The organism is Phytoactinopolyspora mesophila, assembly GCF_010122465.1.
In the GTDB taxonomy this organism is placed as follows: Bacteria; Actinomycetota; Actinomycetes; order Jiangellales; family Jiangellaceae; genus Phytoactinopolyspora; species Phytoactinopolyspora mesophila.
Genome location: NZ_WLZY01000008.1, coordinates 121,969 through 146,776, shown reverse-complemented (window position 1 = coordinate 146,776; position 24,808 = coordinate 121,969). Strand labels below are relative to the sequence as shown.

The following is a 24,808-nucleotide window of genomic DNA, read 5'->3' as shown; positions in this document are numbered from 1 at the left end:
CTCCTGTTCCTCTGCTGTTGTCAGCTGTACCCCGGTACGGCCTCACGTACTACGACGCGGCCGGAGCCGATGCCGTTCCACCTCCTGACGGGCTGCTTCGCGCCGTCTACCGGGGAACGGACGGCAAGAGCGACAAGCGGTTTGTTGTCCAGGACGTTCGGCGTCCGCGACGTGCTCGACGACTTTCAACAAGCTTGTCCGGCCGGAGACGGGCCATTGGTCCTGTCCAGCCGGGGCGACGGGCTCTAGGCCGGTATACCTCGAAGGTGGTGTTCTGAAGTCATGACAATCAGCCCTGAGAACCTGCAGACGCAGTCCGGCATTCTCCGGACGCCGGTGGCCGCGCCGATCGCGGTGGGAGTCGACGGAACCGACTCGTGCCTGGTCGCGGTGGAATGGGCCGCGACCGAGGCGATGCGCCTCGGCCGAGCGCTTCAGCTCGTCCACGCCTACCCGGCCAACGTCATCGATTACCCGGTGACACCGGTGGGGCATGAACGAGCCGAGTTGGCCTTCGAAGCAGCTCGTGCTCGGCTTGCTGCACAGCAGTATGACGGCCTGGCCATGACCACCCACACCGCCCAGGGCTCGCCACCGCGGGTTCTGCTCCGGATCGCCGACGACGCCGGCATGCTCGTGCTCGGACGTGAGCACACCGGCCGGGTGGCGAGCTTGCTCTCGACGTCGACGGCAGTCGCCTGTGCGACCAGCACGGACACTCCGGTCACGGTGGTCCCTGCCACGTGGTCGTCGCCGGCAGCCGCCGACGGCGCGGTAGTGGTCGGCATCGACGGCTCCGACCGGTGCCAGCCCGCTGTCGCCTATGCGTTCAGCACGGCTGCCGAACTGGGAACCGGGGTCCTTGCGGTACTGGCCTTGGATCTTCCCGCGGGCTACCCGCAGGGATGGCCCGCCGGAAATGGCCGGGACTACCTGGTGGAGGACGCGCGGCGCGCGCTGATGGACGCGTTGGCCCCATCGCGGGAGATGTATCCCGGTGTTCAGGTCGACACGAGCGTTGACGAGCGTTCCGCCGTCGAGGCTCTGGCCAGCTTTGGGCCGGAAGTGAACCGGCTCGTCATCGGTGGGCGCGGCCACGGTCTGGTCACTGGGGCGTTGCTCGGCTCGGTGGCTCGCACGGTCATCCGACGCGCTGGGGCGCCGGTGACGGTCGTGCACCGCTGAGCGTCCGACGCACGGTGACAGGGCTGCACCAGCCTGCCCTGTTCGGCCAGCTTTGACCTGCCCACGCCTCTTCGTGCCTTGTCGACAACAATCGTCGATGGTGAGAGACTTACGAAGGGCAGAAAAGGGGCGAAGCTGTATGGAGGATCAGGCCGGGCACTTTCTGCCGAAGCTGCCGCTGGATGAGCTCTTGGCCGAGGTGCAGACGCGCCTGCAGGCCGTGGTGTCGGCCAGAGACGGAGTTCATTCATTGCTCGAGGCCGTCGTGTCGATCGGTCGCGACTTAGAGCTCGAGACCGTTCTGCAGCGAATCGTCGAGGCCGCCACCGACCTGGTCGACTGCCGGTATGGCGCGTTGGGCGTCATCGGAGAAGACGGCCAGCTCGCGCAGTTCATTCCGGTAGGTATCACTGAGGAAGAGATCGCCGAGATCGCCGAATGGCCGCACGGGCGCGGCTTGCTGGGGCTGTTGATCAAAGAGCCAAGACCGCTGCGGCTCGACCGTATCTCCGATCATCCGGAGTCTTACGGTTTCCCCGAAGGGCACCCGCCGATGCGCAACTTCCTCGGTGTACCCATCCGGGTCCGCGATTCCGTGTTCGGTAACCTCTATTTGACCGAGAAACACGGTGGCCGCGACTTCGACGAGCAAGACGAGGTCATCGTGTCGGCTCTGGCCACCGCCGCTGGCATCGCGATCGAGAACGCCCGGCTGTATGACGAGACAAAGCGGCGTGAGATCTGGCTGGACGCGTCGGCGGAAGTGACGCAGGCGTTGTTGTCGGGCGCGGACCCGTCGGCTGCTGTCCAGCTGGTTGCGAGCAACGCACGCGAGATGGCCGATGCCCACACCGCGGCCGTCGCCGTACCCGGCGGAAAGATGGACATCATGACGGTGCTTGCCGCGAACGGCGCCGGTTCTGAACATCTCGCGACCCTGGAGTTCTCGGCTGAAGGCACGCTGATCGGAACGGTCTTGTCCAGCGGTGAGGCTCGGACCGTCGAGGAACTGCGCAAGGGTGTGGAGTCCACTCCGTTGCTCGACCGCCTGCCCAACGGCCCCGCACTGCTGGTTCCGCTCGGCGCGCGGCAGCGGGTGCGCGGCGTGCTGGTCTTGGTCAAACGGCGCGGCGAAGCGCCGTTCCCCGCTTCGACGGTCGGGATGCTGAGTTCGTTCGCCGATCAGGCGGCCGTCGCGCTGGAACTGGCCGATGCGCGTCGTGAGGCCGAGCGGCATGGGCTTGTCGATGACCGGGAAAGGATCGCTCGCGATCTTCACGATGTGGTGGTCCAGCGCCTGTTCGCCAGCGCGATGACCCTCACGGCGGCCATCCGGCTCGTGGAACGGCCCGAGGTCGCGGAACGGATCCAGCGCACGGTCGATGATCTCGACGCGACGATCCGCCAGATCCGCTCAACGATCTTCGCGCTTCAGTCTGCCCAGAGTGGCACTGAGACCACGCTGCGTGACCGGGTGGTCGGGATCGTCGCCTCGGCAACCGAGCAGCTCGGCTTCGCACCGTCCGTTCGGATGGAAGGTCTGCTGGACACATCTGTCACCGAAGACGTCGGCCACGACGTGATAGCCGTGCTCCAGGAGGCATTGTCAAACGTCGTCCGGCATGCGCACGCGACGCGCGTGGACGTTGATGTCGCCGTATCGGACGGAGAGATCCGGCTGAGCGTCACAGACAACGGCGTCGGGGTGTCCGCGGACGGCCGACGCAGCGGCCTGGCCAATCTGGCCGAGCGAGCGCAGCGGCTCGGAGGCTCGTTCGACATCGGGCCCGGCCCGAGCGGCGGAACCAAACTGCACTGGCAAGCACCGGCTCTCTGACTGCCGGCGCGGCATCCTTCTGCGGTTCCCTTCCCTAGTCGCCTGCACTTGTGGTGCGGGCCCGTCACGTTTCGGTCACGTCCCAGTCGCGTCCTGCCTGGCTTACTGGGTCTTGCGGCACTGCCGTGGAATCCGAACGGAGGGGGAGCGCGATGGAAACGAGTCCGAGAGCAGACGTCAGCTGGTGGCCGGAAGGCCAGACAAGCAGGCCAGGTGGAATACGGGCGTTGATTACCGGCGGTGCCGGATTCGTGGGTGGACATCTGGCTGAACGCCTTCTGGCTGACGGCCACCAGGTCACTGCCCTGGACGACTTGTCGACGGGCAGTCGTGCCAACATCGAGCACCTGGAAGACCGGCCCGGTTTCGCCTTTGTCCGGGGGTCGATTCTCGATGAGCGCCTGATGGACGCCCTCGTCTCGCGATCGGACGTGGTGTTCCATCTCGCGGCAGCCGTAGGGGTGGAACTCATTCTGGCCCGGGCGCTAGAAGGTATCCGGACCAACGTGCACGGCACCGAGATCGTCCTCGAATGTGCGTACCGGCATCGCACCAGGACTCTGATCGCTTCGACGAGCGAGATCTACGGGAAAAACCCGGCCGCCACCTTGAGCGAGACACAGGACAGGGTGGTCGGATCACCACAAGTCCGGCGATGGTCCTACGCGGAGGCAAAGGCGCTCGACGAGACGATGGCGTTCCTGTACTGGGCCGAGCTTGGTGTCCCCACCGTGATCGCACGGCTGTTCAATGTGGCGGGCCCGCGGCAGACCGGCCGCTACGGCATGGTGATTCCCAGGTTCGTCAGCCAGGCGATCAACGGCGAGCCGCTGACCGTGTACGGCGATGGCCAGCAGACGCGCAGTTTCTGTCATGTCAGCGATGCGGTCGAAGGTCTTGTCGCGCTGGTGGCCGACCCCGCTACCTATGGGCAGGCGTTCAACATCGGCCGGCCCGAGGAAGTCACCATCCAGCATCTCGCGGAACGGGTCATCGCGTTGTCCGGATCACCGAGCGCCATCCGCCGCATCCGGTACGAAGATGCCTACGGCGCTGGATTCGAGGACACCATGCGCAGGGTGCCGGACATCAGTCGCGCGCGAAACACCGTTGGCTTCGATCCTCAACGCAACCTCGACGACATCATCAGGAGCGTCATCCAGGATCAGCTGACCGCCGCACTGCGGGTCAACGGCGATAGGCCGGTTCCGGTCGTGGCCGGTTTCGCTGGAGACAGCGATGTTTGGTGACGATTTCCTGGCTCGGCAGCGCGTCCTGGTCATCACCCCACATGCCGACGACGAGACGTACGGCTGCGCCGGAACTATCGCCCGGATCAAGTCACTCGGCGGTGAAGTGTACGTGGTGCTGGCCACAGCGGCCGACCTGCGGCATTTCGGTGCGGATGACGCCGGTAACAAGGTCAAGCTGGTTTCTCGCGGCACCCGGATGGGCGAGTTCGAAGCCGTGATGAGGCTGCTGAAAGTGGACGACTGGGACGTGCTGCTCGCGGACCCGGAAGCTCATCTCGCTCTTGATGTCGTCCCACGTAAGCAGCTGGTTGGCCTCGTGGAGTCGAAGGGGCGGCTGTCGATCGACCGGATCGAGCCGACGATGATCCTGATCCCGGCGCCGAGTTACAACCAGGATCACGAGGCCCTGTACCGCGCGTGTGTCACCGCCACACGGCCTGGTGTCCCGGGTGAGCGGCACCTGGTCCCGTTCGTGTTGGCATATGACAACACGTCGTTGTTCTGGTCGTTCGATCATGAGCGGTTCCGTCCGAACTGGTTCGTCGACATCTCCCGGTTCCTCGACGTCAAGATCCAAGCCATGCGCCTACACGCGTCTCAGGTCCGGCCGCCGATCTACCACGGCAGCCCGGAAGGCTTGGAGATGGCCACGATGTTGCGTGGTCGCGAGGTCAGTGTCGAAGCGGCCGAGGGGTTCGCCGTGCTCCGGGCACTGGTCTAGCGGTGCTGTTGCGATGAGGAGGTGAACTGCGATGAAAGACGTGGTTGTCTCGGTGCATCAGCCGAACTTCCAGCCCTGGCTGCGGCTGCTGGACAAGATCCTGGCCAGCGACGTGTACGTGGCGTTCGACACCGTGCAGTACACGAAGAGTGAATACCACGCCCGGCAGAAGATCAAGACACCGACGGGTCCGATGTGGCTGTCGGTGCCAGTACGACATGTCCGTGGAGTCCAACAGCTCATTCAAGACGTCCGGATCGAGAACGCGCAGCCGTTTCGCCGGCAACACCTGCGACGCCTGCGATTGTCGTACGGCTCAATGCCGTACTTCGACGAAATCTATCCCATTCTCGAGGAGGTCTATGGGCGGGACCAGGAGAAGCTCGCGGACCTGAACCTCGACATCATCAAGGCACTGTGTGAATACCTGGAGACGCCGGTGCGGATCGTGCGGGCCAGCACGTTACCGCACAGCGGGGACACGACGCAGCGGCTCGTCCAGCTTGTTCAGGCGGTGGGCGGAACCACGCATCTGACGAGCACCTATGGCACTGAACGGCGCTATGTCGACTGGACGGTCATGCACCGTGCCGGCCTGCGAGTCGAAGCGCAGATGTTCGAACATCCGGTCTACGAACAGATCGGCGACGAGTTCATCGCGAACCTCGCGGCGATCGACATGCTGTTCTCCTGTGGGACCGAAACGGCTGAGATCCTTGCCGGCCGGCGCCGGCATGAGGAGATCGATGTGCTGTCCGCGGTGGGCTCGCATGCCTAAGATGGGAGTCGCCTGGCGAGCAGGCCCGAGCATGCCAGCTGTCCGAGAATGGAAGGCGTTGATCGTCAGTCGTCGCACAAACCCAGTGCGACTCCTTCCTCCGCCTTGCCATCCAGGCGCCCGACCCCGCTCGCTGTCAGGCGCCCCATTCTGCGCGGCCTCTGAGCCGACGCGCGGCGGCTGAGGGGCACCTGATGGAAGTCCCCTTCCTGTTCCTGGTCGTAGGGGTGAATCTAGCCCTGTGGTCGGTGGTGGGGTTGGTGCGGTATGGCACCGAGCGATGGATCACGTGGCCGGTGAGGGGCGATCACGAGGGCGGTGCGGAAGCCGGAACTGACCCCGCGGAGAAGGACGAGGGTCGACTGAAACCTGCCGATGTGGCGGTGCTGATCCCCGCCCACAACGAGGAACCGGTGATCGCGGCATCCATCGAGTCCGCGTTGCGGCTCGTCCCGGCGGGCAACATCCACGTCGTAGCCGACGGGTGCGCCGACGCGACGGCCGAGATCGCGCGCGCGGCGGGGGTTCAGGTGTTGGAACTCAACCCGGGCAGAGGAAAGGCCGGCGGGATCGAGGCCGTGGTGGAACGCTTCGATCTCCCCGGCCGATTCGAGGTGCTCCTGATCGTCGACGCGGACACAGTGCTGGATCAGAACTACCTGAAGCGCGGACTGGTCATGTTGGACGAGCCCGGGGTGGTCGCGCTGGCGGGGTATGCGAAGGCCAGCTGGCGGCCCCAAGAACTCTCGGCCATGGGCCGCTTCCTGGTCTCTCACCGCACCCGTGTGTATGCCGTGATGCAGTGGCTCAAGTACGGGCAAACCTGGCGCTGGACCAACGTGACGTCGATCGTCCCGGGGTTCGCCAGCATGTATCGGACGCGGGTGCTGCGTGGGATGGACCTGAACCCGCCGGGCCTCGTGATCGAGGACTTCAATATGACCTTCGAGATCCACCGCAAGGGTCTGGGGAAGATCGCGTTCCGGCCGGGAGTCAACGCGACGACGCAGGACCCGGACAACTTCCGGGACTACTACCGGCAAGTCAGTCGATGGTTCTTGGGATTCTGGCAGACAGTGCGCCGGCATGGTTACTGGCGTAGCTGGTTCTCGGCTGCGCTGCTGCTCTTCCTGGCCGAGGTCCTGGTCGCGAGTATCGCCCTGGTCCTGCTGACCGGTGTGATGACGGCATGGGCGTTGACGACGTTCGCCGTCAACGCCGGCGTCACCTGGGCGTGGCTGCTTGAAGCACACGCAGGGTTCGATGCGTCCATCGGGTGGACGACGCTGCTGTTGTTCCTGTTCCTGCCGGACTACTTGCTGACGTGTGTGACTGCGATCGCGGTGCGGCGGCCCAGTCTTCTGCTGTACGGCCTGGGTTTTCTGGTCCTGAAGGCGGTCGACGCGTCGGCCGTGTTGAGGACGCTGCCGCAAGCCTGGTCGACGCGGTCGAGCGGACAATGGAAGAGCCCGGCACGTCGGCCGGTGGCGTCTGCCGGTGATGCGGATGTTCAATCGCGTCGTGTGATCGGTGGTGTGCCGCCTGATGCCGGGCCGCCGTCGTCACCCGACGGGGCTGGTCCGCAGCCGTGATCTTCCGGATGGCGCGACATCGGCGGATGCGCTCTAAAGCACTGGCGGTCCTGATGGCGGGAGCCGCCGTGACTGTGGTGGCCGTGCTGGCGCTCCTGGTGGGCATCGCGCGGAGCCCGAGCCCGTCCAGCCCGGAGGAATCCCCCGTTGCTGATCCGGGTCACCCATTGGTCATCGGGTATGTGCCGTACTGGGATCAGGAACGTGCGTTCGACGTCCTGTGGGAGCAGTCTGACCTGCTGGACGAGGTGAGTCCCGTCTGGTATTCGATTGAACCCACGGGCGAGGTTGTGCTCGCCGACGACACTCATGTGACCGTGGACACCGAGGCCGTGCGGGAGGCCAGCCGCCGTGGTGTACGCGTCATTCCCACCGTCACCAACCTGCGAAACGGGGAGTGGGACGCGGCAGCGGTACAGGCCGTGCTCCATGATCCCGCACGCCGCGGCACCCATGTGGACGAACTCGTGAGCCTGGCTGTGGCCGAGCGATACGACGGGATCGATGTGGACTACGAGCACCTCGAAGCCGCCGACCGGGAGGCCTTCACCGACTTCCTGACCGACCTGGCGAACCGGCTGCAAGCGGAGGACAAGGTGCTCACCGTCGCGTTGCATGCGAAAACGTCGGACGAGGGGTACGCCGCGCGCAACGAGGCTCAGGATTACCAGGCCATCGGGCGAATCGCCGACCAGGTGCGGGTGATGACCTACGACTATTCCTGGGAGAGCTCGCCGCCAGGTCCGGTCGCACCGCGTGACTGGGTCGACGACGTACTGGAATGGACCGTGACCCAGATACCGCCGGACAAGGTGATCCTTGGCATTGTGCTGCTCGGCTATGACTGGGTAAACGGGCAGGGCATCACCATCGACTACACCGACGCGATGGCCCGCTCCGAGGAGTACGACGCGCCGGTCCAGCGTAGCGATGATGGGTCGCCGTGGCTGACCTTTCACAGCGCGCATGGCAACCAGCACGAGATATGGTTCGAGGACGCGGTGAGCGTGGGGGCCAAACTCGAGCTGGTGAGCGAGTACAACCTCGGCGGTGTGTTCTTCTGGAGGCTCGGCGGCGAGGACGCGAACGTGTGGCGGCAGCTGCCGTCAGTCCTGGACGAGCCCTGAGGTCACACCAGCTGACTCAACGTGGTGCCGAGCATGCTCGTCAATTGTGAGGTCGGCTTGATGCCGAGTTCCGCGTCGAGAATCGAACTGAACCGCCGGTACTCGCGGACGGCCTCTACGGTGTTCCCTTCAGCGAGGTGAACCTGGATGAGCGACCTGCGTGCGCTCTCGCGGAGCGGGTCGATCTCGACAGCTGTCAGGGCGCACTCGAGGGCTTGGGCGAACGACTCCGCTTCGGCGAGGCGACAAGCCAGTGTCTCGAGTACGTGGAGCCTGGTGTGATGGATCCGGTCCCGTTCGAGGCGGACCCAGTCGTCGTACCATCCGGGTAGGAGGTCGCCGCCGACGATGATGGACCACCTGGACGGATGCGAGAGATCGGGCAGAGTCTGGCTGGTCAGCACCCGGTTTGCGTTGAGACGGAACGTGTGGACGTCGACGGAGACGTGCTCGGCCAGCCACAGTTCGCTTGGTGTCGTAAGAACGAGTTCGGGCGCATGCCGGTGTAGGAACGACAGCGCGGCCCGCAGGCTCGCCTGCGCGCGGTGTTCGTCCACGTCGGGCCAGAGCGCACCTGCGACGAAGGCGCGTGACCGGCGGCCGCGCAGGGCGAGAAAGGCCATCAGCCGGCGGCTCCGGGCAGGAACCTCGACGATATGGCGGCCATGTAGCAACTGCCAGCAACCGAACAGGCTCAGCCTGTTGGCCAGACGCTCTGTCATCCCCACGCCCCCCGACGAAGTGGACGATAGGCGGGGAGCGTTGTTGTTCAGGCCCCCCGCGCTCGCCGCGTCGCAAATCGGACTGCCGAGCATCGACGTGTCCTAAGAAGGTGTACGACCTCAGGGCACTTATCCATTGTGTGCGAACGAGCAAGCGGAGACCAGGGCCTAACGCCCTATTTCTACGACTTTTAGGTGCTCTTGTGGCACATGTGTAGGTGTTCGGGAGGGTTACGGGGGGGTTCTTCCGTGGTTGTCAGTAGGTGCCCCGGGTTGTGTTGTGCGTTCTTGTCATGCCGTCTGGATGGTCGGCGTGCTCCGTGATTGGTGCGCCGGCCACCGGGTTGGCTGTGTCTGGAACGACGATCTTCACGACCACCGCACCAGGTCTGGCAGCGTGGCTGTGGTGGTTGGTATCGCGGATCGGTGTCAGGAATCTCGATTGTTCCGTGCCGACTCGGCTTTGAGCTGTGCGGAGAACGCCGCGGCCTGCGTGCGTCGATTCATGTCGAGTTTGGCCAGCAGGTTGGAGACGTAGTTCTTGACCGTCTTCTCGGCCAGGAACATCCGCTCGCCGATCTGACGATTGGTCAGGCCCTCGCCGATCAGGTCGAGAATCTTGCGCTCCTGCTCGGACAGCGCCGCCAGCGGGTCCTTCCGGCTGGCCTTGTCGCGCAACCGCTGGAGCATTCGGGACGTGCTCTCCGGGTCCAGCAATGACTGCCCCGCGGCCAGTGACCGTACCGCGCCCACCAGGTCGGTGCCGTGGATCTGCTTGAGCACATACCCTGAGGCCCCGGCCATGACGGCATCGAACAGGGCGTCGTCGTCGGCGAAGGAGGTCAGCATCAGGCAGGCCAGCCCTGGCAGGCGAGAGCGTATCTCGCGGCACACCGTGACGCCGTCACCGTCGGGCAACCGGACATCCAGGATCGCCACGTCCGGCTTGAGCGCGGGGATTCGCGCCATGGCCTGGTCCGCGGTCCCGGCCTCGCCGATCACGGTGATGTCCGGCTCGATCTCGAGCAACGAGGCGACCCCGCGGCGGACCACCTCGTGGTCGTCCAAGAGGAAGACTTTGATGACTCGATCTGGTTCGGGCTGCGGGATCTGTTCGCTCACATAGACGACGGTAGTGCCTTGGACAGGGTACCGACCAGGCCGAAGGTCCTTTTTCCGGGGACTAGTGCCCTGCGTGGGAGCCTTTGACCGCGGGGTAGCCCGGTCGGGATGACAACCGGCGGCGAATAGCCTTCTCGGCGCCGACCACACCATAGGCGGCGACAGCGACGCCAAGGGCACGCAGCCAGCTGCCGGCGTCGACCGGCGCGCTGTGGAAGAGACTGTTCATCCAGGGCGCGTAGGTGAAGGCGATCTGCAGCAACAGCATGGCGGAGATTCCGACGCCGACCCAGGGATTGCTGAACACCCCGGCGTGGACGAACGATCGCTCCAGCGACCGGCAGCTGAGCAGATAGGCGGCCTGAACCAGCATGAAGACGTTCACCGCGACGGTCCGGGCTTCCTCGATCGACGCCCCACGGTCCAGTTCCAGATGGAACAGCCAGAACGCGCCGATCAGCATCACGATCGACACCAGCCCGATCCTGCCCATGAGCGCAGCGGTGAGCAGCGGTCGTGAAGGCGGTATCGGCGCACGATCCATGATGTCTTTCTCGAGCGGTTCGAACGCCAGCACCAAACCGAGCGCCACCGCGGTGATCATGTTCACCCAGAGGATCTGGACCGGCAGAATCGGCAGCTGGGTGGCGAACAGGATCGCGGCCAGGACGACGAGCCCCTGGCCCATGCTGGTGGGCAGGGTGAACGTGATGAATTTGCGCAGATTGTCGAAGACGCCGCGGCCCTCTTCTACGGCTGCCTCGATGGAGGCGAAGTCGTCGTTGGTGAGCACCATGTCGGCAGCTTCCTTCGCTACCTCGGTTCCGCCGACACCCATCGCCACGCCGATGTCCGCGCGCCGCAACGCCGGGGCGTCATTGACCCCATCACCAGTCATCGCGACCACGTGCCCACGCGCCTGCATGCTCTCGACCAGCCGGAGTTTTTGTTCCGGGCTGACGCGCGCGAACACCGTCGTGCGTTCGATCGCCTCGGGCAGTTCGTCGACCGGGCATGCACTGAGCTCACGTCCGGTCATGATCTCCAGGGCTTGCCCCGCTGGCCCGCTGAGGCCGAACTGCTCGGCGATTGCCCTGGCCGTGACCGCGTGGTCGCCGGTGATCATCTTGACTTCGATACCGGCGTGCAAGCAGGTGCCGACCGCGTCGATGGCGTCCTGCCGTGGCGGGTCGTACATGGCTTGCAAACCCAGCACGGTGACTTTTGCTCCGGCGAGTAGTTCGTCGGATAGCTCGGTCAGCGTTGTGACGCCCGTGTGGTCGACTGACGGCGGCGGCGCCAGGTCTACGCGGGCGACCGCGAGCACTCGTAAGGCGACCGAGGCCATGCGGTCCGTGTGAGCATGCACGGCGCCGTGATCGACCGGAGCCGGCTGTCCGTCGGCGTCGAGCTCCTGGTTGGCCATGGCCAGCACCCGCTCGACTGCCCCTTTGAGATAGGCGACAGTGCCGCCGCCGGGCTTGCGGTGCAAGGTCACCATGTAGCCGCGGTCGGAATCGAACGGCAGTGACTCCAGCCGCGGGTACTCGTCGTTGACCTCCGCCTGGCGCAGCCCGGCCTTCGCGGCCGCCGTGATCATCGCCGCTTCCGTCGGGTCTCCGGTGATACCCCAGCGGCCGTCGTGTTCACTCAGGTGGGAATCGTTGCACAGCACCCCGGCCAGCAGGCACTCGCGAAGCGCCGGAAACCGGTCGGGTGAAAGACCATCGGCGTGCGCGGCGCTGGTGTGAGCGGATTCGAGCCGGATGGTGCCCTCGGGCGCGTAGCCGGTGCCGGTGATCGTGAATGTCTCGTCGCCGGCCACGACGGTGGTGACCGTCATTTCGTTGCTGGTCAGTGTGCCGGTCTTATCCGTTCCGATCACCGTAGTGCTGCCGAGCGTCTCGACCGCCGGCAACTTTCGGATGATCGCCTGCCGCTTCGCCATCCGGGCGACCCCGATCGCCAGGGTGATCGTTACCACGGCCGGCAGCCCTTCGGGGATGGCGCCGACGGCCAGCGCGACCGCCGCCGTGAGCATGTAGCCGGCGTCCTCGCCGCGGGCCAGGCCGAGCAGGAACGTCAGGGCAGCCAGGACGAGGATGGCGACTGTCAGAATCCGGCTGAACCGGCCGATCTTGCGGGTCAGTGGTGTCTGGAGGGTTTTGGCCTCGCCCACCAGCCGGTGGATCGTGCCGATCTCGGTGTCGGCGCCGGTTGCCACGACGACGCCGCGGCCGTGTCCACGGCTGACCAGGCTGGTCGAGTATGCCATGTTGGCGCGGTCTCCCAGCACCGTATCGGCCGGCAGCTTCAGCGACTGTTTGGCGACGGGGACGGACTCGCCGGTGAGTGCCGACTCGTCGATCTGCAGTTCCTGCACCGCGAACAGCCGCAGATCAGCCGGAACTTTGTCGCCCGTTTCGAGCACCACCACGTCGCCCGGAACCACCTCTTCGGAGGGGATGCGCACCTTGCTGCCATTGCGCACCACAGTCGCTTCGGTCTGCACCATGGCGACCAGGGCATCTAGCGCTCGCTCCGCGCGTGATTCCTGGAGGTAGCCGATGCCCGCGTTGAGGACGACCACCGCCAGGATCACACTGGCGTCGACGAGCTCACCGATCGCTGTCGTGGCGGCCGCCGCGGCCAGCAGCACATAGATCAACGGATGGTGGAACTGAAGCAATAGCCGGACCAATGGGCCGCGCCGGCTGAGCCTGGGAAGCACGTTGGGGCCTATCTGATGCAGGCGCCGTCGTGCCTCGTCCGCGTCGAGCCCGTGCTCCCGATCGGTCTCGAACAGGAGGAAGACCTCGTGCTCCGGCAACACATGATGGTTGCCGGAGCCTCGGTTCACGTGTGCGGGACCGGCTGCCGCCTCGTCAATGGACGAGCTGCTGGACGACGGGCCATCCGGACCCGTATCGGACCTGGCGGGACTCGGTCCCTTCACGGCTGGGCGCGCTCGGCGTCGGTGGGCTCGTCGGCGGCGTCTCCGTTGTGGACCACAGCCACCGGACCGTTCGCCCGGTGCAGAAGGCGCTGACTGACCGACCCGAGCAGCATGCCCCGGAAGGCGCCGCGTCCGCGGGACCCGACAACCACCAACGCGGCGGTTTCACTCAGCTGAGACAGTGCGTCAGCCGAATCGTTCAGGAGCACCTGGGTGGTCACTTTGACCTGAGCCGGCACTACATGCTGATTCCGGGCCATGAACTCGTCCATGTGCTCTTCAGCCGTACGCCGAGCGTAGGTTTCCGACGTGCCGGTGATGTTGGTGCCCTCGATCGGCATCGCGACCACCGGTAGCCAGTATGTGTGCACGGCATCGACAGTGGTCCCGCGGCGCTGGGCCTCTTCCACGGCGAACCGGAAGGCGGCGTCGCTCTGCGGACCATCGATCCCCACCACGATCGGACCTGTGGTGCGGTACTCGGCCGCATCGGGGCGGATGACGATGGTGGGGCATGCGGCCCGGCTGGCCACCCGGGTGCTCACCGAACCGAGGAAGGCGGCACCGACGGCGCCTAGTCCACGGCTTCCGACGACGACGAGATCGGCCGTGCGCGATGCCGCGAGCAGAGCCGGCACCGGTGGCTGGACGACCAGTTCGGTGGCGACTTCCAGCGGTGCGTCCTCGGTGGTGACCAAGGAAGTGGCCACCTCGAGGAGATTCTCACCGTAGGTCTTCAGCTCGGCCGTCGGTGGCAGCACGGATGCGCCCCCGAATGGCACCGCCGTGACCGGTGTGTGCACGGCGTAGAGGATGACCAGCCGGTCACCGCGCAGCCGGGCTTCTTTGGCGGCCCAGAAGAGGGCGGCTTCGCTGTCGCGCGAGCCGTCGATGCCTACGACGATCTGTCCCATCATGGATCCTTTCCTGAGCTTGCCGGACCCGCGGCGGGTCCTGCTTCTTTCCTATCGCAGCTTTGCTGGCCGCGGTCACGGTCAAGAGTCCTTCCACCTAGGGACCTTCGGGTAGGTCGATCATGCAGTGTTGAGCCCTGGATTCCGGGATGACGAGGACCTTTGCCCCTGCTCCCGGAGCGGCGTCGAAGCGCACGCTAGGCCTATGAACACATCCATTGACCTCGGCTCGACCGGTCTCGAGGTGCTCGGCCGGGACGAATGCCTTGCCTTGATGAAGACGGTGCCGGTGGGACGGATCGTCTTCACTGAAGGGGCGCTGCCGGCTATCCAGCCGGTGAACTTCGCCCTCGACGGTGATTCTGTGGTGATCCGGATCGGTATCGGTTCCAAGCTTGCCCTGGCGGCAAAGTCGGCCGTCGTCGCCTTTGAATGCGATGAGTTCGATGAGCAAGGTATGACCGGGTGGTCGGTGGTGCTGATCGGCCGCGCCGAAGCTGTCGGCGGCGAGAACGAGAAGCGCAGGCTGGCAGACCTGCGGATCACCCCCTGGGCCCTGGGGAGCAGGGCGCACTATCTGCGGATCGTTCCGGAGATCGTCCGGGGCCGCCGCATTCTGACGCACGTCCCAGCGGTCTGAGGCACCTGTGATGTGGCGAGGGAGCCAGGTGTCGTGGCGCAGCCGACCGGCCCGCCGGCAAGAGGACCATCGTCCCACCGGCCGGCGACCTAAGACCGCATCGGGAACCCTCTCACCTGGGGTTTATTTGAAGTGAGCCGGAAACGCCGGCCGAGAAACACAGAAGGTGAGGTAGGGCGATGTTTCGTCCAACTAAAGCAGTAGCTGCGGAACGCACGGGGACCGAGGCCGCGGTGCCGGTTCAGCGCGACGTGCTGCGTCCGGGCGGTCGCCCCAGCCCACTCGGCTATGTCATGGCGGCGCTCCGGTTCGCGCTCGGATGGACGTTCCTCTGGGCGTTCCTCGACAAGACTTTCGGACTCGGATATGCGACACCGGCTGAGAACGCCTGGATCGAGGGCGGCAGCCCGACAACAGGCTTCCTGAGCAACGTCGACGGTCCGTTCGAAGGATTCTTCACGAACATGGCAGGTCAGGGATGGGCCGACTGGCTGTTCATGCTCGGTCTGCTCGGCATCGGCATGGCGCTGATCCTCGGCATCGGGATGCGGGTCGCCGCGGTGACCGGCGCGGCACTGCTGGCCATGATGTACATGGCGGCGCTGCCGTTGACGAACAACCCGTTCATGGACACCTACCTGATCGAGATTCTGCTCCTCGTGGCGCTGGCTCTGGCCGGTGCCGGCAGGGTCGTCGGATTGGGCGGCTGGTGGGAGAAGCTGCCCTTCGTGAAGAAGAACCGCTGGCTCGTCTGAGCCCGGTTCACTTCCGCCGGGGTCAGTTCCCGGTGGAGCCCGGATCCCGGGATCGGTCACCACAGACCGGTTCCGGGATTTCGTGCGTGTGCCGCTTTGGTCCTGACCCAGCCCATGGGTGGTTGCGGACCTTCGGTCCCGCGTCAGTCCAGCCTTCGTCGGCCGGCGAACCCGAGATCTCGCCGGTGGTACCAGTTGATGTCCGGATCACCCTCGAGCCAGCACAGCAGCACGGGCACACCGTCGAACTCCGAGGGAAAGTCCAGCAGTAGCGGTGCTAGCCCCTTCAGTTCGACGCCCGCGTCTTGTATCTCGGTGACGATCTCGTCGAGCCGGGCCTGCGCGGCCTTGAACTCCGGCACACCGCCGAGCGCCGTGGGCGCGCCGCGCTCCTGGGCGGCGGCGAGTTCCGCCGCGTCGGCTCGGCGGGTGATCAGCTCGTCGATCAGCGGACGGAGCCGGGCGATCTCCGCCCGGGCCGTCGCCACGTCGAAATGTTCCATGTCTTCACTCTGCCACGGCACCTTCGCGGCGACGCATCCCTTGACGTTCGTTGAGGCGGCGGACTAGATTCGACGTAATTTGTTGCGGGCATATCCAAATTGTCGCGGGTGATCTCTGGTGCGCATCGAGCACGGCTCCACGCACGAGGCTGTGCGCCGGCACAACCTCAGCGTCGTGCTACGTCAACTACACGTGCGCGGTGCGCAGTCGAGGTCGGAACTCGCAGCACGTACGGAGCTGAACCGCAGCACCATCAAGGTCCTGGTCGAGCACTTGGTCACCCTCGGGCTGGTCACCGAGGGCGGGCCGGATCTGCGCGGCACCCGCGGGCGCCCGTCGCAGACAGTGAGCGTTTGCCCGGATCGGCTGGCGGTTATGGCGGTCGAGATCGCGGTGGACTCGATCGCCGTGGCGACCGTCGGGCTCGGCGGTCACATTCATCAACGTCGCAGGGCGGCTCGCTCACCGGTTCACAGTGAGCCCGAGGCGGTTCTCGGGGGCATTCACCAGCTGGCGGCCGACGTGTTGCCGGAGTCCCCACCGATCGTCGGCGTCGGCGTGGCGGTCGTCGGTGTTGTCCGGCGCGCTGACGGACTCGTCCACATCGCCCCCAACCTGGGGTGGCGTGACGTGCCGCTCGGTGAGCTCATCAGATCCGAGACGGTCGGTCATCTGGTGCCCGATGGGGTTCCCGTGACCGTCGGCAACGAGGCAGATCTCGGCATCCTTGCCGAGAACGCCCGCGGCGCGGCGCACGGCGTCGACGATGCCGTCTATCTGTCGGGTGAGGTCGGCATCGGTGGCGGAATCGTCGTCGGGGGCCGCCTCCTGACCGGTGCTACTGGGTACGCCGGTGAGATCGGACACCTACCCGTCAACCCCCAGGGAGCCAGGTGCGGCTGCGGCGGCCGCGGATGCTGGGAGACCGAAGCCGGAAAGCGGGTGTTATTGCAGCTGGCAGGGGTGGAGGACGAGCCGGGCGCAGACCCCGTCGCGCAGGTGATGACCGCCGCGCAAGAAGGTGAGCCGCGCGCCGTGCGGGCCGTAGAGCAAGTCGGCACCTGGCTCGGTGTCGGCCTTGCCGGATTGATCAACGTCTTCAACCCCGAGCTAGTGGTGCTCGGCGGCATGTACGGCCGCGCGTTCGACGTCTTACAGCCCGCGCTCAACCAGGCGCTCGAGTCGCGCGCCATGATGACGTCGGCACCGCGCGCCGGGGTGGTTCCCGCGGCTCTCGGCAGCGATGCGTCACTGATCGGCGCCGCCGAAAGCGCCCTGAACCCTTTGATCGAGGAACCCACCCGGGCCGACGCTACCGCACCGGGAACCGGCCGGCGCCGACCCGAGCGGCCAGCGGCACCACTGAACCTTCAAGCCTGAAAGTCACGACGCAACACCCCAAAGAAAGGACGACTACCGTGTCTGTCGAACCAACCCGCGCTGACCGCTTCTCCTTCGGCCTCTGGACGGTGGGCTGGACAGCCCAGGACCCGTTCGGGCCCGCCACCCGGCCCGCGCTGGATGCGGTCGAGGCGGTCCACCGGCTCTCCGATCTCGGCGCCTACGGCGTGACCTTCCACGACGACGACCTCTTCCCGTTCGGGTCGCCGGATGCCGAGCGAGCCGGGCACATCGACCGGTTCAAGGCGGCACTGGCTGATACCGGTCTTGTCGTACCGATGGTGACGACCAACCTGTTCAGCCACCCCGTCTTCAAGGACGGCGGCTTCACCAGCAACGACCGCTCGGTGCGCCGGTTCGCCCTGCGCAAGGTCATGCGCAACCTCGACCTCGCCGCCGAACTGGGCGCGTCGACCTTCGTGATGTGGGGCGGGCGGGAAGGGTCGGAATCCGACGCCGCCAAGGATGTTGTCGCGGCGCTCGAGCGGTTCCGCGAAGCGGTCGACACCCTGGCCCAGTACGTCGTCGACCAGGGCTACGGGCTGCGGTTCGCGCTGGAGCCGAAGCCGAATGAGCCGCGTGGCGATATCCTGCTGCCCACCGTTGGTCACGCACTCGCTTTCATCTCCAGCCTGGAGCACGCCGACATGGTGGGCCTCAACCCGGAGGTGGGTCATGAGCAGATGGCCGGGCTGAACTTCGTCCACGGCATCGCTCAAGCGATGTGGCACCAGAAGCTGTTCCACATCGATCTGAACGGACAGCGCGGTGTCAAGTACGACCAGGACCTGGTCTTCGGGCACGGTGATCTGCTGAACGCGTTCTTCCTGGTCGATCTCCTGGAACACGGACCGATCGGTGGCGGCTCGGCTGCCGTCAGCTCCGGCTACGACGGTCCGCGGCACTTCGACTACAAGCCGCTGCGCACCGAGAACGCCGACGGCGTCTGGGTATCGGCGGCCGCGAACATGCGCACCTACCTGATCCTCAAGGAGCGCGCCGCGGCGTTCCGCGCGGATCCGGAGGTGAAGGAGGCGCTGGCGGCGGCCCGCGTGCCGGAGCTGGCCGAGCCGACGCTGGCGCCTGGTGAGAGCTACGCGGACCTGCTGGCCGACAAGGCCGCGTTCGAGGACTACGACGCCGACGCGGCCGGAGCCCAGGGCTATAACGTCGTCCGGCTGAACCAGCTGGCGATTGACCATGTGACGGGCGCTCGCTGACGCCGGTGAGTTGGTAGGCGGGACCGTATCGAGGAGGAGCGGACATGGCATTGGTAGCGGGAATCGACTCGTCCACCCAGGCGTGCAAGGTGGTGCTGGTCGATGTGGACTCGGGAGCGATCGTCGGCGCTGGGCGTGCCGACCACCCGGACGGCACCGAGGCCGACCCACGTGCCTGGTGGGACGCCCTGGCACAGGCTGGTGAAGGTCTGCTGGACCGTGCCGACGCCGTGGCCGTCGGTGGCCAGCAACACGGCATGGTCACCCTCGATGGCGCTGGTGAGGTGGTCCGCCCAGCGCTGTTGTGGAACGACACCCGGTCAGCGGCCGCCGCGCGAGAACTGACCGGCGAACTCGGGGGACCGCAGGCCTGGGCAGACGCTGTGGGGCTGGTCCTCGTGGCCAGCTTCACCGTCACCAAGCTGCGCTGGCTGGCGAGAAGCGAGCCGTCGTCGGCGGAACGTGTCGAACAGGTGCTTCTGCCGCACGACTGGCTCACCTGGCGGCTGGGCGGCGCGGAACAGCCGCCCACCACCGACCGCGGCGACGCGTCGGGCACGGGTTACTGGTCGGCAGCTACGGGGGAGTACCGGCCCGATCTCCTCCGGATGGCGTTCGGCCGTGAGCTCGGTGTGCCGCGGGTCGCCGCCCCGGCGGAGATTGTCGGCACGACCCGAACCGGCGCGGCGATAGCGGCCGGTACCGGCGACAACATGGGGGCGGCGCTTGGCCTGGGCCTAGCTCCGGGCGACATCGTGGTGTCGCTCGGCACCAGCGGGACGGTGTTCGCGACGTCGGAGCGACCGGTCGTCGACGTGTCCGGGATCGTGGCCGGCTTCGCCGACGCCACGGGCCGTCATCTGCCCCTGGTGGCTACTCTCAATGCCGCGCGGGTGCTCTCCGCCGCGGCCGCCATGCTCGGCACCGATCTGGCCGGTCTCGACCGACTGGCGCTTCAGGCCGAGCCCGGCGCCGGCGGCCTGGTGCTGCTGCCGTATCTCGATGGTGAACGCACCCCGGACCTGCCCGACGCGACCGGGACCCTGACCGGCATGACCCGGGACGCGATGACACCGCAGAACCTCGCCCGGGCCGCGGTAGAGGGAATGTTGTGTGGGCTCGGCGCCGGGGTCGACGCGCTTCGCGCGCATGGTGTGCCGGTGGAGCGCATCCTCCTGGTGGGAGGCGCCGCGCAGTCGGCGGCGGTGCGGGCGGTCGCACCGGAGGTGTTCGGCGTGCCTGTCGTCGTTCCCGCACCCGGGGAGTACGTCGCTCTGGGCGCGGCGCGGCAGGCCGCCTGGGCGCTGAACGGGGGCGATCAGCCGCCCGCCTGGGAGGTGACCGTCGACGCCGTACATGAACCCAAGGGGTCGTCCGGGGCGGTGCGCGAAGCCTATGCTGCCGCCAGGTCACGCATCCATCCATGACCTGTTCGGGCTACCCCTCACCATGTGCCGCTGGTACCGACCGCGAAGAACAGGCCGAGCATCAGGATCAGCATGAGCGCGCCACCTACGGTCACCACATAACCCATGACCAGCCCAGCCACGGCCATGCCCCGGCCCTCTTCCCCGGTGCGCTTGATCTGGGAGAGCGCTATGTGGCCGGTGATGATGGCGGCGATGGCGCTGATGCCGGTCATGAAACCGGCGCCGCCGCAGATGACGGAGGCGAGGGCGTAGCCGTTAGTGGACCGTGTGGGCGCATACGCCGGCGGCATCGGATGCCCGGGAGCGGCCGGCAACGGTGCCTGATGATGCGGCAGCACCCCACTGGGGAGATCCCGTACCGCGTGATCGAGTTCGCCGTACGTGCGAGAGTTCAGCACATGCTGCAGGCGGCTGCTGTGTTCTTCCCAGGTGATCCGGCCTTCGGCCAGCGCGGCTTTGACCAGATCCGCGGCCCGATCGCGGTCAGCGTCCGATGCGCGCATGGTGCGCCAGCCTTCAGCGTTCATGTCTCCCCCCTGGGCAGTGATGTCTAGTCTAGTGCGCCGAGTTGCGCAGCGGCGTCATCCGCCGGATCGGCTCACCCAGTGGGAGGAGGCAGGATGCCGAGGCTGTAGGCCTTGGTGACGGCGGCGGTTCGGTCATCGACACCGAGCTTGCCGAAGATCCGGATCAGATGGGTCTTCACGGTCGCCTCGCCGATGTGCAGGGAGCGCCCCACCTCCGCGTTGGAAAGCCCTCGCGACACGGCGGCAAGCACCTCCGACTCACGTGGGGTGAGCGTTGGTTCCACCGGTGTGCGCATCCGGTTGACCAGGCGTGCGGCCACCGGCGGCGCGAGTACCGTCTCTCCCTTGGCGGTGGCTCGGATGGCCTCGGCGAGCTGGGCTCGGGGAGTGTCTTTGAGCAGGTAGCCGGTGGCGCCGGCCTCGACCGCGCGGACGATGTCGGAGTCGGTGTCGTATGTCGTGAGAACCAGCACCCGGATGCTGGGGAAATCGGCGAGAATGCGTGCGGTGGCGTCCGCGCCGTCGAGGCGAGGCAACCGCAGATCCATCAGGACGACATCTGGCTTGAGCTTTCTCACCAGCGCGACCGCTTCCTCGCCGTCGCCGGCCTCGCCGACCAGGTCGAAGTCTTCCTCGGCGCTGAGCATCCCGGCCAGGCCGGTGCGCACCACCGGATGGTCGTCGACCAGGAGCAGCCTTAGCGTCGTCACGAAAGTCCACGCTACCGGCTGCGCCCGCCGTCCGAGCGCGTCACCACCGCCCCTTGTCCGGTGATCGTCAGTGGGTTGTGGTTGCTAGACCACGACCACAACCCACTGACGATCACCGGAAAACAGCCATAACCCACTGACGATCACCGGGGGGTGGGGCCGCCGGGGTTCATCGGGACGTGCACGCGGACCGTTGTGCCTCCGCCAGGTGTGCTGGAGACCTCGAAGCCGCCACCTGCCTGTTGGGCACGGGTTCGCATGCCCCGGAGCCCGAAGCCGCCGGAATCCTGGGTGGTGTCGAACCCGACGCCATCGTCGGCGACCGTCATCGTGGCCATCCCGAGGCCGTCGTCGACAACCGACAAACTGATCCGTACCTGAGACGCGCCGGCATGTTTGCGGATGTTCGACAGCGCTTCCTGGGCGGTGCGGAGCAACACGATCTCGGCGAAGACCGGCAGCGTGACCATGCCGGGCGCTACGTCGGCGTCGGCCCGCACGCCGGTTTCGGTGCTGAACCGCCTGGCCACCGTCGTCAGCGCCTGGGCCAGCGACCTGCCCTGCAGATCGACCGGAGCCAGTGCGTCGACCAGAGCGCGGGTCTCGGCCAGGTTCTCGCGGGCAGTCCGTTCCAGCAGCGCCAGGCGATCGCGGACCTGGCCCGCGTCACGCTCGAGCGACGCTTCGATCGCCTGCGAGAGGGTCAGAATGCTGATGAATCCCTGGGCAAGCGTGTCGTGGATCTCATGGGCGAGCCGCTCACGTTCGGCGAGGACTCCGCGGACCCGCTCGGTCTCGGCGAGCTCGGAACGGGTCGATTCGAGCTCGTCGATCAGCTCGGCGCGCCGCTCGGCCTGGTTGGCCACCCCCACCATGAGGATTCCCACCAGCATGACCAGTCCGGTCTGCATGATCGCCTCTGGCGCGTGGCGCACGGCCGACTCCCAGCCCCAGCCGGCGACATGCACTTGCGTCAGAGCGAGGCCGAGGATCACCACGACAGAGGTGACGGTTGCGGCACGGGGACTCAAGAAGGCCCAGATCTGGGGGAACAGTGCGAACAGCACGAAGAACACGCTGGTATCGCCCGAGGTCACGATGTAGATGGCATACAAGCACAGCCAGGTGATCGTGAGATACGTGAATGCGGGCAGTCCACCCGGGCGTTCGAACAGTCTGCGGGCGAAGGCGGCGTAGGTCGCGCCCATCACCGCCAACAGCCCGACAGTGATGAGCCGCGTTTCGACACCACCACCGACGAACAGGGTCGACACAGCGCCGAGCACCAGCAGGCCGAGATACAGAACGTGCCAGATGGGGATGATCCGGTCCCACCAGTCGTCCAGTTTGGCCATACTGCTGCCCGGTGCAGGCCCGTTGCCGGCCGGCCGGGTGTTGTCGCTTCGAGTGGCGATGTCGGCAGCCGCCGCGAAGAAGGAGCGGCGGCTGCCGTCGTCGCTCACCCGTCGTCCCGGCGCTTCCACCGGAACGTCCGCGCTGCGAAGATCAGTCCGAAGACGATCCACGCGCTCAGGATCAGGATGATCGTGCCGTGCTCCCACGACCCCGATACTTCCACAGCTTCGAACTCGTCGGGCAACAAAGCCGATCGCATACCCTGAGCCATCCACTTCACCGGGAAGACCGACGCGATCGTCTGCAGCCACTCCGGGAGATCGCTGAAGACGAAGAACACGCCGGAGATGAACAGCAGAAGCAGGGTCGGACCGACGACGAGCGCCTCGGCGCTCTTGGCGGATTTCGGCACCGACGAGTAGGCGATACCCAGGACCGTGCCCGAAGCGGTGCCGAGCAGGAACACCCAGGCAAAGGTCAGCCATTTCGACGCGTCCGTCGGCAGTTCCGCGCCGAAGGCAATGACGGCGACGGCTAGGAGTAGCACCATTTGCAGCGCTGCGGTGACGAGGACCATGCCGATCTTGCCGAGGAAGTAGGCCATCGGCGGCATCGGCGTACCACGAAGCCGTTTGAGTGTGCGATCGTCGCGCTCGGCCGCGATGCCGACGGCCAGGGTCTGGAAGCTCACCAGGAAGATTCCGGCGGCGGCCATGCCCGGAGTGAAGTAGGTGGCGAAGTCGACCCCGGCGGTTTCTTCGTCGAAGAGCTGGTCGTCGCCACCGAAGACCAGAGCGAACACACCGAGTAGCACGATGGGCAGCAGGAACGTGAAGAACACGGCCGCGCTCTCGCGGAAGAAGACCTTCAGCTCCAGCACGGTGCGCGACAGCCCGATCCGGACCGCGGACGGCCGCGCGGCGGCCGCGGATCGTTCCGTGGATCTTGTGGATGTCTGGGTGGTCATGCGTGCTCCAGGTTCTCGGAGGGCCGGGACGCGTCGGCGGATTCGCCGATCAGCCGGAGATAGACGTCTTCCAGCGTCGGGCGCGACACCGTCAGCCCGGGGACTTCGCCGCCGAAGCGGCTGCTGAGCTCGGTGATCAGCTGGGTCGGTTCAGCTGAGGCTTCTTCACGCGGGCCGTCGGGTGTCATCCAGCGAACGGTCGCTTGCTCATCTGCCCGTCCCCCGAGTTCGGCCGGGGTGTCCAGCGCGACGATCCGTCCGCCGGCGATGATCCCGACCCGGCCGGCGAGGTGCTCGGCCTCGTCGAGATAGTGGGTGGTCAACAGGATTGTGGTGCCGTCGTCGGCGAGGGAGGAGACCAGCCCCCAGAACTCGCGCCGGGCTTCCGGGTCGAAACCGGTGGTCGGCTCGTCGAGGAAGAGCAGTTCGGGCCGGCCGAGGATACCGAGCGCCACGTCGAGGCGCCGTCGCTGTCCACCGGAGAGATGCCGCACCCGGGTCTTGTGTTTGTCGTCCAGGCCGACCGCGGCGATGACGTCCTCGGGCTCCCGGGCATTCGGGTAGTAGCCGGAGAAGTGGTGGACGACCTCGTGCACCGTGAGGTCGTCGTGGCCACCGGTGTTCTGCAACACGATGCCGATCCGGGAACGCCAGTCCTGGCCCGGGCGCCCGGGATCCTGCCCGAGGACCGTGACCTCGCCGGCGTCGCGCTTTCGGTATCCCTCGAGGATCTCGACGGTGGTCGTCTTGCCCGCACCGTTCGGCCCCAGCAGCGCGAAGACCTCGCCCTGCTCGATGTCCAGATCGATGCCGTCGACGGCACGGGTGCCGCTGTAACCCTTGCTGAGCCCGCGCACCGTCACGGCCGGATTCGTCGTAACCATGCCTCCAGCGTGCCGCCGGTGGGGGTTCTGCCGGCAGCATCGGCAGGCTGAACCTCGGGTCCACCAGTCGGTGGACACGGCGTTCCCCTTAATCGGTGATCGTGAGCGGTTTCTGGTTGTTGGAGATGACGCTCACCTGGGGTTTCGTGGTGCGGGAACAACCAGAAACCGCTCACGATCACCGATGGGCGTAGCCCTCGGTAGTAA

General features: G+C 66.5%; 22 protein-coding genes. 12 read left to right on the top strand and 10 right to left on the bottom strand.

The annotated features are described in order from the left end of the window. The first annotated feature begins 282 nt into the window (after window positions 1-282). From F7O44_RS21570 to F7O44_RS21540, 7 genes are all read left to right on the top strand, one after another. Complete coding sequence (locus tag F7O44_RS21570; RefSeq protein ID WP_162452356.1) at window positions 283-1,185, top strand: universal stress protein; 903 nt, start codon at window positions 283-285, stop codon at window positions 1,183-1,185. Between the two features lie 139 nt (window positions 1,186-1,324). Next, window positions 1,325-3,022, top strand: a complete 1,698-nt coding sequence (locus F7O44_RS21565) for a sensor histidine kinase (RefSeq protein WP_162452355.1) — start codon at window positions 1,325-1,327, stop codon at window positions 3,020-3,022. Between the two features lie 152 nt (window positions 3,023-3,174). Next, complete coding sequence (locus tag F7O44_RS21560) at window positions 3,175-4,272, top strand: NAD-dependent epimerase/dehydratase family protein (protein ID WP_187361529.1); 1,098 nt, start codon at window positions 3,175-3,177, stop codon at window positions 4,270-4,272. Continuing rightward, window positions 4,262-4,996: a PIG-L deacetylase family protein gene (locus F7O44_RS21555; protein ID WP_162452354.1), complete on the top strand. Its 735-nt coding sequence runs from the start codon at window positions 4,262-4,264 to the stop codon at window positions 4,994-4,996. The genes F7O44_RS21560 and F7O44_RS21555 overlap by 11 nt, the downstream gene beginning before the upstream one ends. A 31-nt stretch (window positions 4,997-5,027) precedes the next feature. Then, complete coding sequence (locus tag F7O44_RS21550; RefSeq protein WP_162452353.1) at window positions 5,028-5,774, top strand: WbqC family protein; 747 nt, start codon at window positions 5,028-5,030, stop codon at window positions 5,772-5,774. 194 nt (window positions 5,775-5,968) lie between these two features. Then, on the top strand, window positions 5,969-7,366 hold the full coding sequence (locus tag F7O44_RS21545) for a glycosyltransferase family 2 protein (RefSeq protein WP_162452352.1): 1,398 nt from the start codon (window positions 5,969-5,971) through the stop codon (window positions 7,364-7,366). A 26-nt stretch (window positions 7,367-7,392) separates the two neighbouring features. Further along, window positions 7,393-8,493 carry a glycosyl hydrolase family 18 protein gene (locus F7O44_RS21540; protein WP_162452351.1) on the top strand — a complete coding sequence of 367 codons (1,101 nt, stop codon included), beginning with the start codon at window positions 7,393-7,395 and terminating at the stop codon, window positions 8,491-8,493. 2 nt (window positions 8,494-8,495) lie between these two features. On the opposite strand, the gene F7O44_RS21535 is transcribed toward F7O44_RS21540, so the two are convergent. The 4 genes from F7O44_RS21535 to F7O44_RS29465 all read right to left on the bottom strand — a co-directional run bounded on the left by F7O44_RS21535 (window position 8,496) and on the right by F7O44_RS29465 (window position 14,207). Further along, the gene (locus F7O44_RS21535; protein ID WP_162452350.1) at window positions 8,496-9,215 is read right to left on the bottom strand and encodes an AfsR/SARP family transcriptional regulator; all 720 of its coding nucleotides are present in this window, start codon (window positions 9,213-9,215) and stop codon (window positions 8,496-8,498) included. 429 nt (window positions 9,216-9,644) lie between these two features. Beyond that, window positions 9,645-10,337: a response regulator transcription factor gene (locus F7O44_RS21530; protein WP_425501411.1), complete on the bottom strand. Its 693-nt coding sequence runs from the start codon at window positions 10,335-10,337 to the stop codon at window positions 9,645-9,647. Window positions 10,338-10,398: 61 nt separating this feature from the next. Further along, window positions 10,399-13,170: an HAD-IC family P-type ATPase gene (locus tag F7O44_RS21525; protein WP_343073907.1), complete on the bottom strand. Its 2,772-nt coding sequence runs from the start codon at window positions 13,168-13,170 to the stop codon at window positions 10,399-10,401. Window positions 13,171-13,289: 119 nt separating this feature from the next. Next, window positions 13,290-14,207 (bottom strand): universal stress protein, encoded by a 918-nt coding sequence (locus tag F7O44_RS29465; protein ID WP_187361528.1) that lies wholly within the window; start codon window positions 14,205-14,207, stop codon window positions 13,290-13,292. A 205-nt stretch (window positions 14,208-14,412) separates the two neighbouring features. Between F7O44_RS29465 and F7O44_RS21515 the strand changes: the two genes are divergently transcribed. Together F7O44_RS21515 and F7O44_RS21510 are read left to right on the top strand one after the other, a co-directional pair. After that, window positions 14,413-14,847, top strand: coding sequence for a pyridoxamine 5'-phosphate oxidase family protein (locus F7O44_RS21515; protein WP_162452348.1), 435 nt, complete (start codon window positions 14,413-14,415; stop codon window positions 14,845-14,847). Window positions 14,848-15,026: 179 nt separating this feature from the next. Next, entirely contained in the window at window positions 15,027-15,602 is a 576-nt protein-coding gene (locus F7O44_RS21510; RefSeq protein WP_222851578.1) for a hypothetical protein, read from the top strand. 143 nt (window positions 15,603-15,745) lie between these two features. Here the strand turns inward: F7O44_RS21510 and F7O44_RS21505 are convergent, their stop codons facing one another. Beyond that, window positions 15,746-16,105 carry a DUF2203 domain-containing protein gene (locus F7O44_RS21505; protein ID WP_162452347.1) on the bottom strand — a complete coding sequence of 120 codons (360 nt, stop codon included), beginning with the start codon at window positions 16,103-16,105 and terminating at the stop codon, window positions 15,746-15,748. 118 nt (window positions 16,106-16,223) lie between these two features. On the opposite strand from F7O44_RS21505, the gene F7O44_RS21500 reads away from it, so the two are divergent. The 3 genes from F7O44_RS21500 to xylB are packed head-to-tail and all read left to right on the top strand — an operon-like array spanning window position 16,224 to window position 20,154. After that, complete coding sequence (locus tag F7O44_RS21500; protein ID WP_162452346.1) at window positions 16,224-17,486, top strand: ROK family protein; 1,263 nt, start codon at window positions 16,224-16,226, stop codon at window positions 17,484-17,486. Window positions 17,487-17,524: 38 nt separating this feature from the next. Then, window positions 17,525-18,727, top strand: coding sequence for a xylose isomerase (gene xylA / locus F7O44_RS21495; RefSeq protein WP_162452345.1), 1,203 nt, complete (start codon window positions 17,525-17,527; stop codon window positions 18,725-18,727). Window positions 18,728-18,771: 44 nt separating this feature from the next. Next, entirely contained in the window at window positions 18,772-20,154 is a 1,383-nt protein-coding gene (gene xylB, locus F7O44_RS21490; RefSeq protein ID WP_162452344.1) for a xylulokinase, read from the top strand. A gap of 17 nt (window positions 20,155-20,171) precedes the next feature. On the opposite strand, the gene F7O44_RS21485 is transcribed toward xylB, so the two are convergent. The 5 genes from F7O44_RS21485 to F7O44_RS21465 form a co-directional block, all read right to left on the bottom strand. Beyond that, on the bottom strand, window positions 20,172-20,684 hold the full coding sequence (locus tag F7O44_RS21485) for a DUF1707 and DUF4190 domain-containing protein (RefSeq protein WP_162452343.1): 513 nt from the start codon (window positions 20,682-20,684) through the stop codon (window positions 20,172-20,174). Window positions 20,685-20,755: 71 nt separating this feature from the next. Then, a complete protein-coding gene (locus tag F7O44_RS21480; RefSeq protein WP_343073905.1) occupies window positions 20,756-21,394 on the bottom strand; it encodes a response regulator in 639 nt (212 codons plus the stop codon). Between the two features lie 143 nt (window positions 21,395-21,537). Continuing rightward, on the bottom strand, window positions 21,538-22,920 hold the full coding sequence (locus F7O44_RS32015) for a histidine kinase (protein ID WP_162452342.1): 1,383 nt from the start codon (window positions 22,918-22,920) through the stop codon (window positions 21,538-21,540). Next, the gene (locus F7O44_RS21470; RefSeq protein ID WP_162452341.1) at window positions 22,854-23,717 is read right to left on the bottom strand and encodes an ABC transporter permease; all 864 of its coding nucleotides are present in this window, start codon (window positions 23,715-23,717) and stop codon (window positions 22,854-22,856) included. The genes F7O44_RS32015 and F7O44_RS21470 overlap by 67 nt, the downstream gene beginning before the upstream one ends. Beyond that, the gene (locus tag F7O44_RS21465; RefSeq protein WP_162452340.1) at window positions 23,714-24,601 is read right to left on the bottom strand and encodes an ABC transporter ATP-binding protein; all 888 of its coding nucleotides are present in this window, start codon (window positions 24,599-24,601) and stop codon (window positions 23,714-23,716) included. The genes F7O44_RS21470 and F7O44_RS21465 overlap by 4 nt, the downstream gene beginning before the upstream one ends. Between the last annotated feature and the right edge of the window lie 207 nt (window positions 24,602-24,808).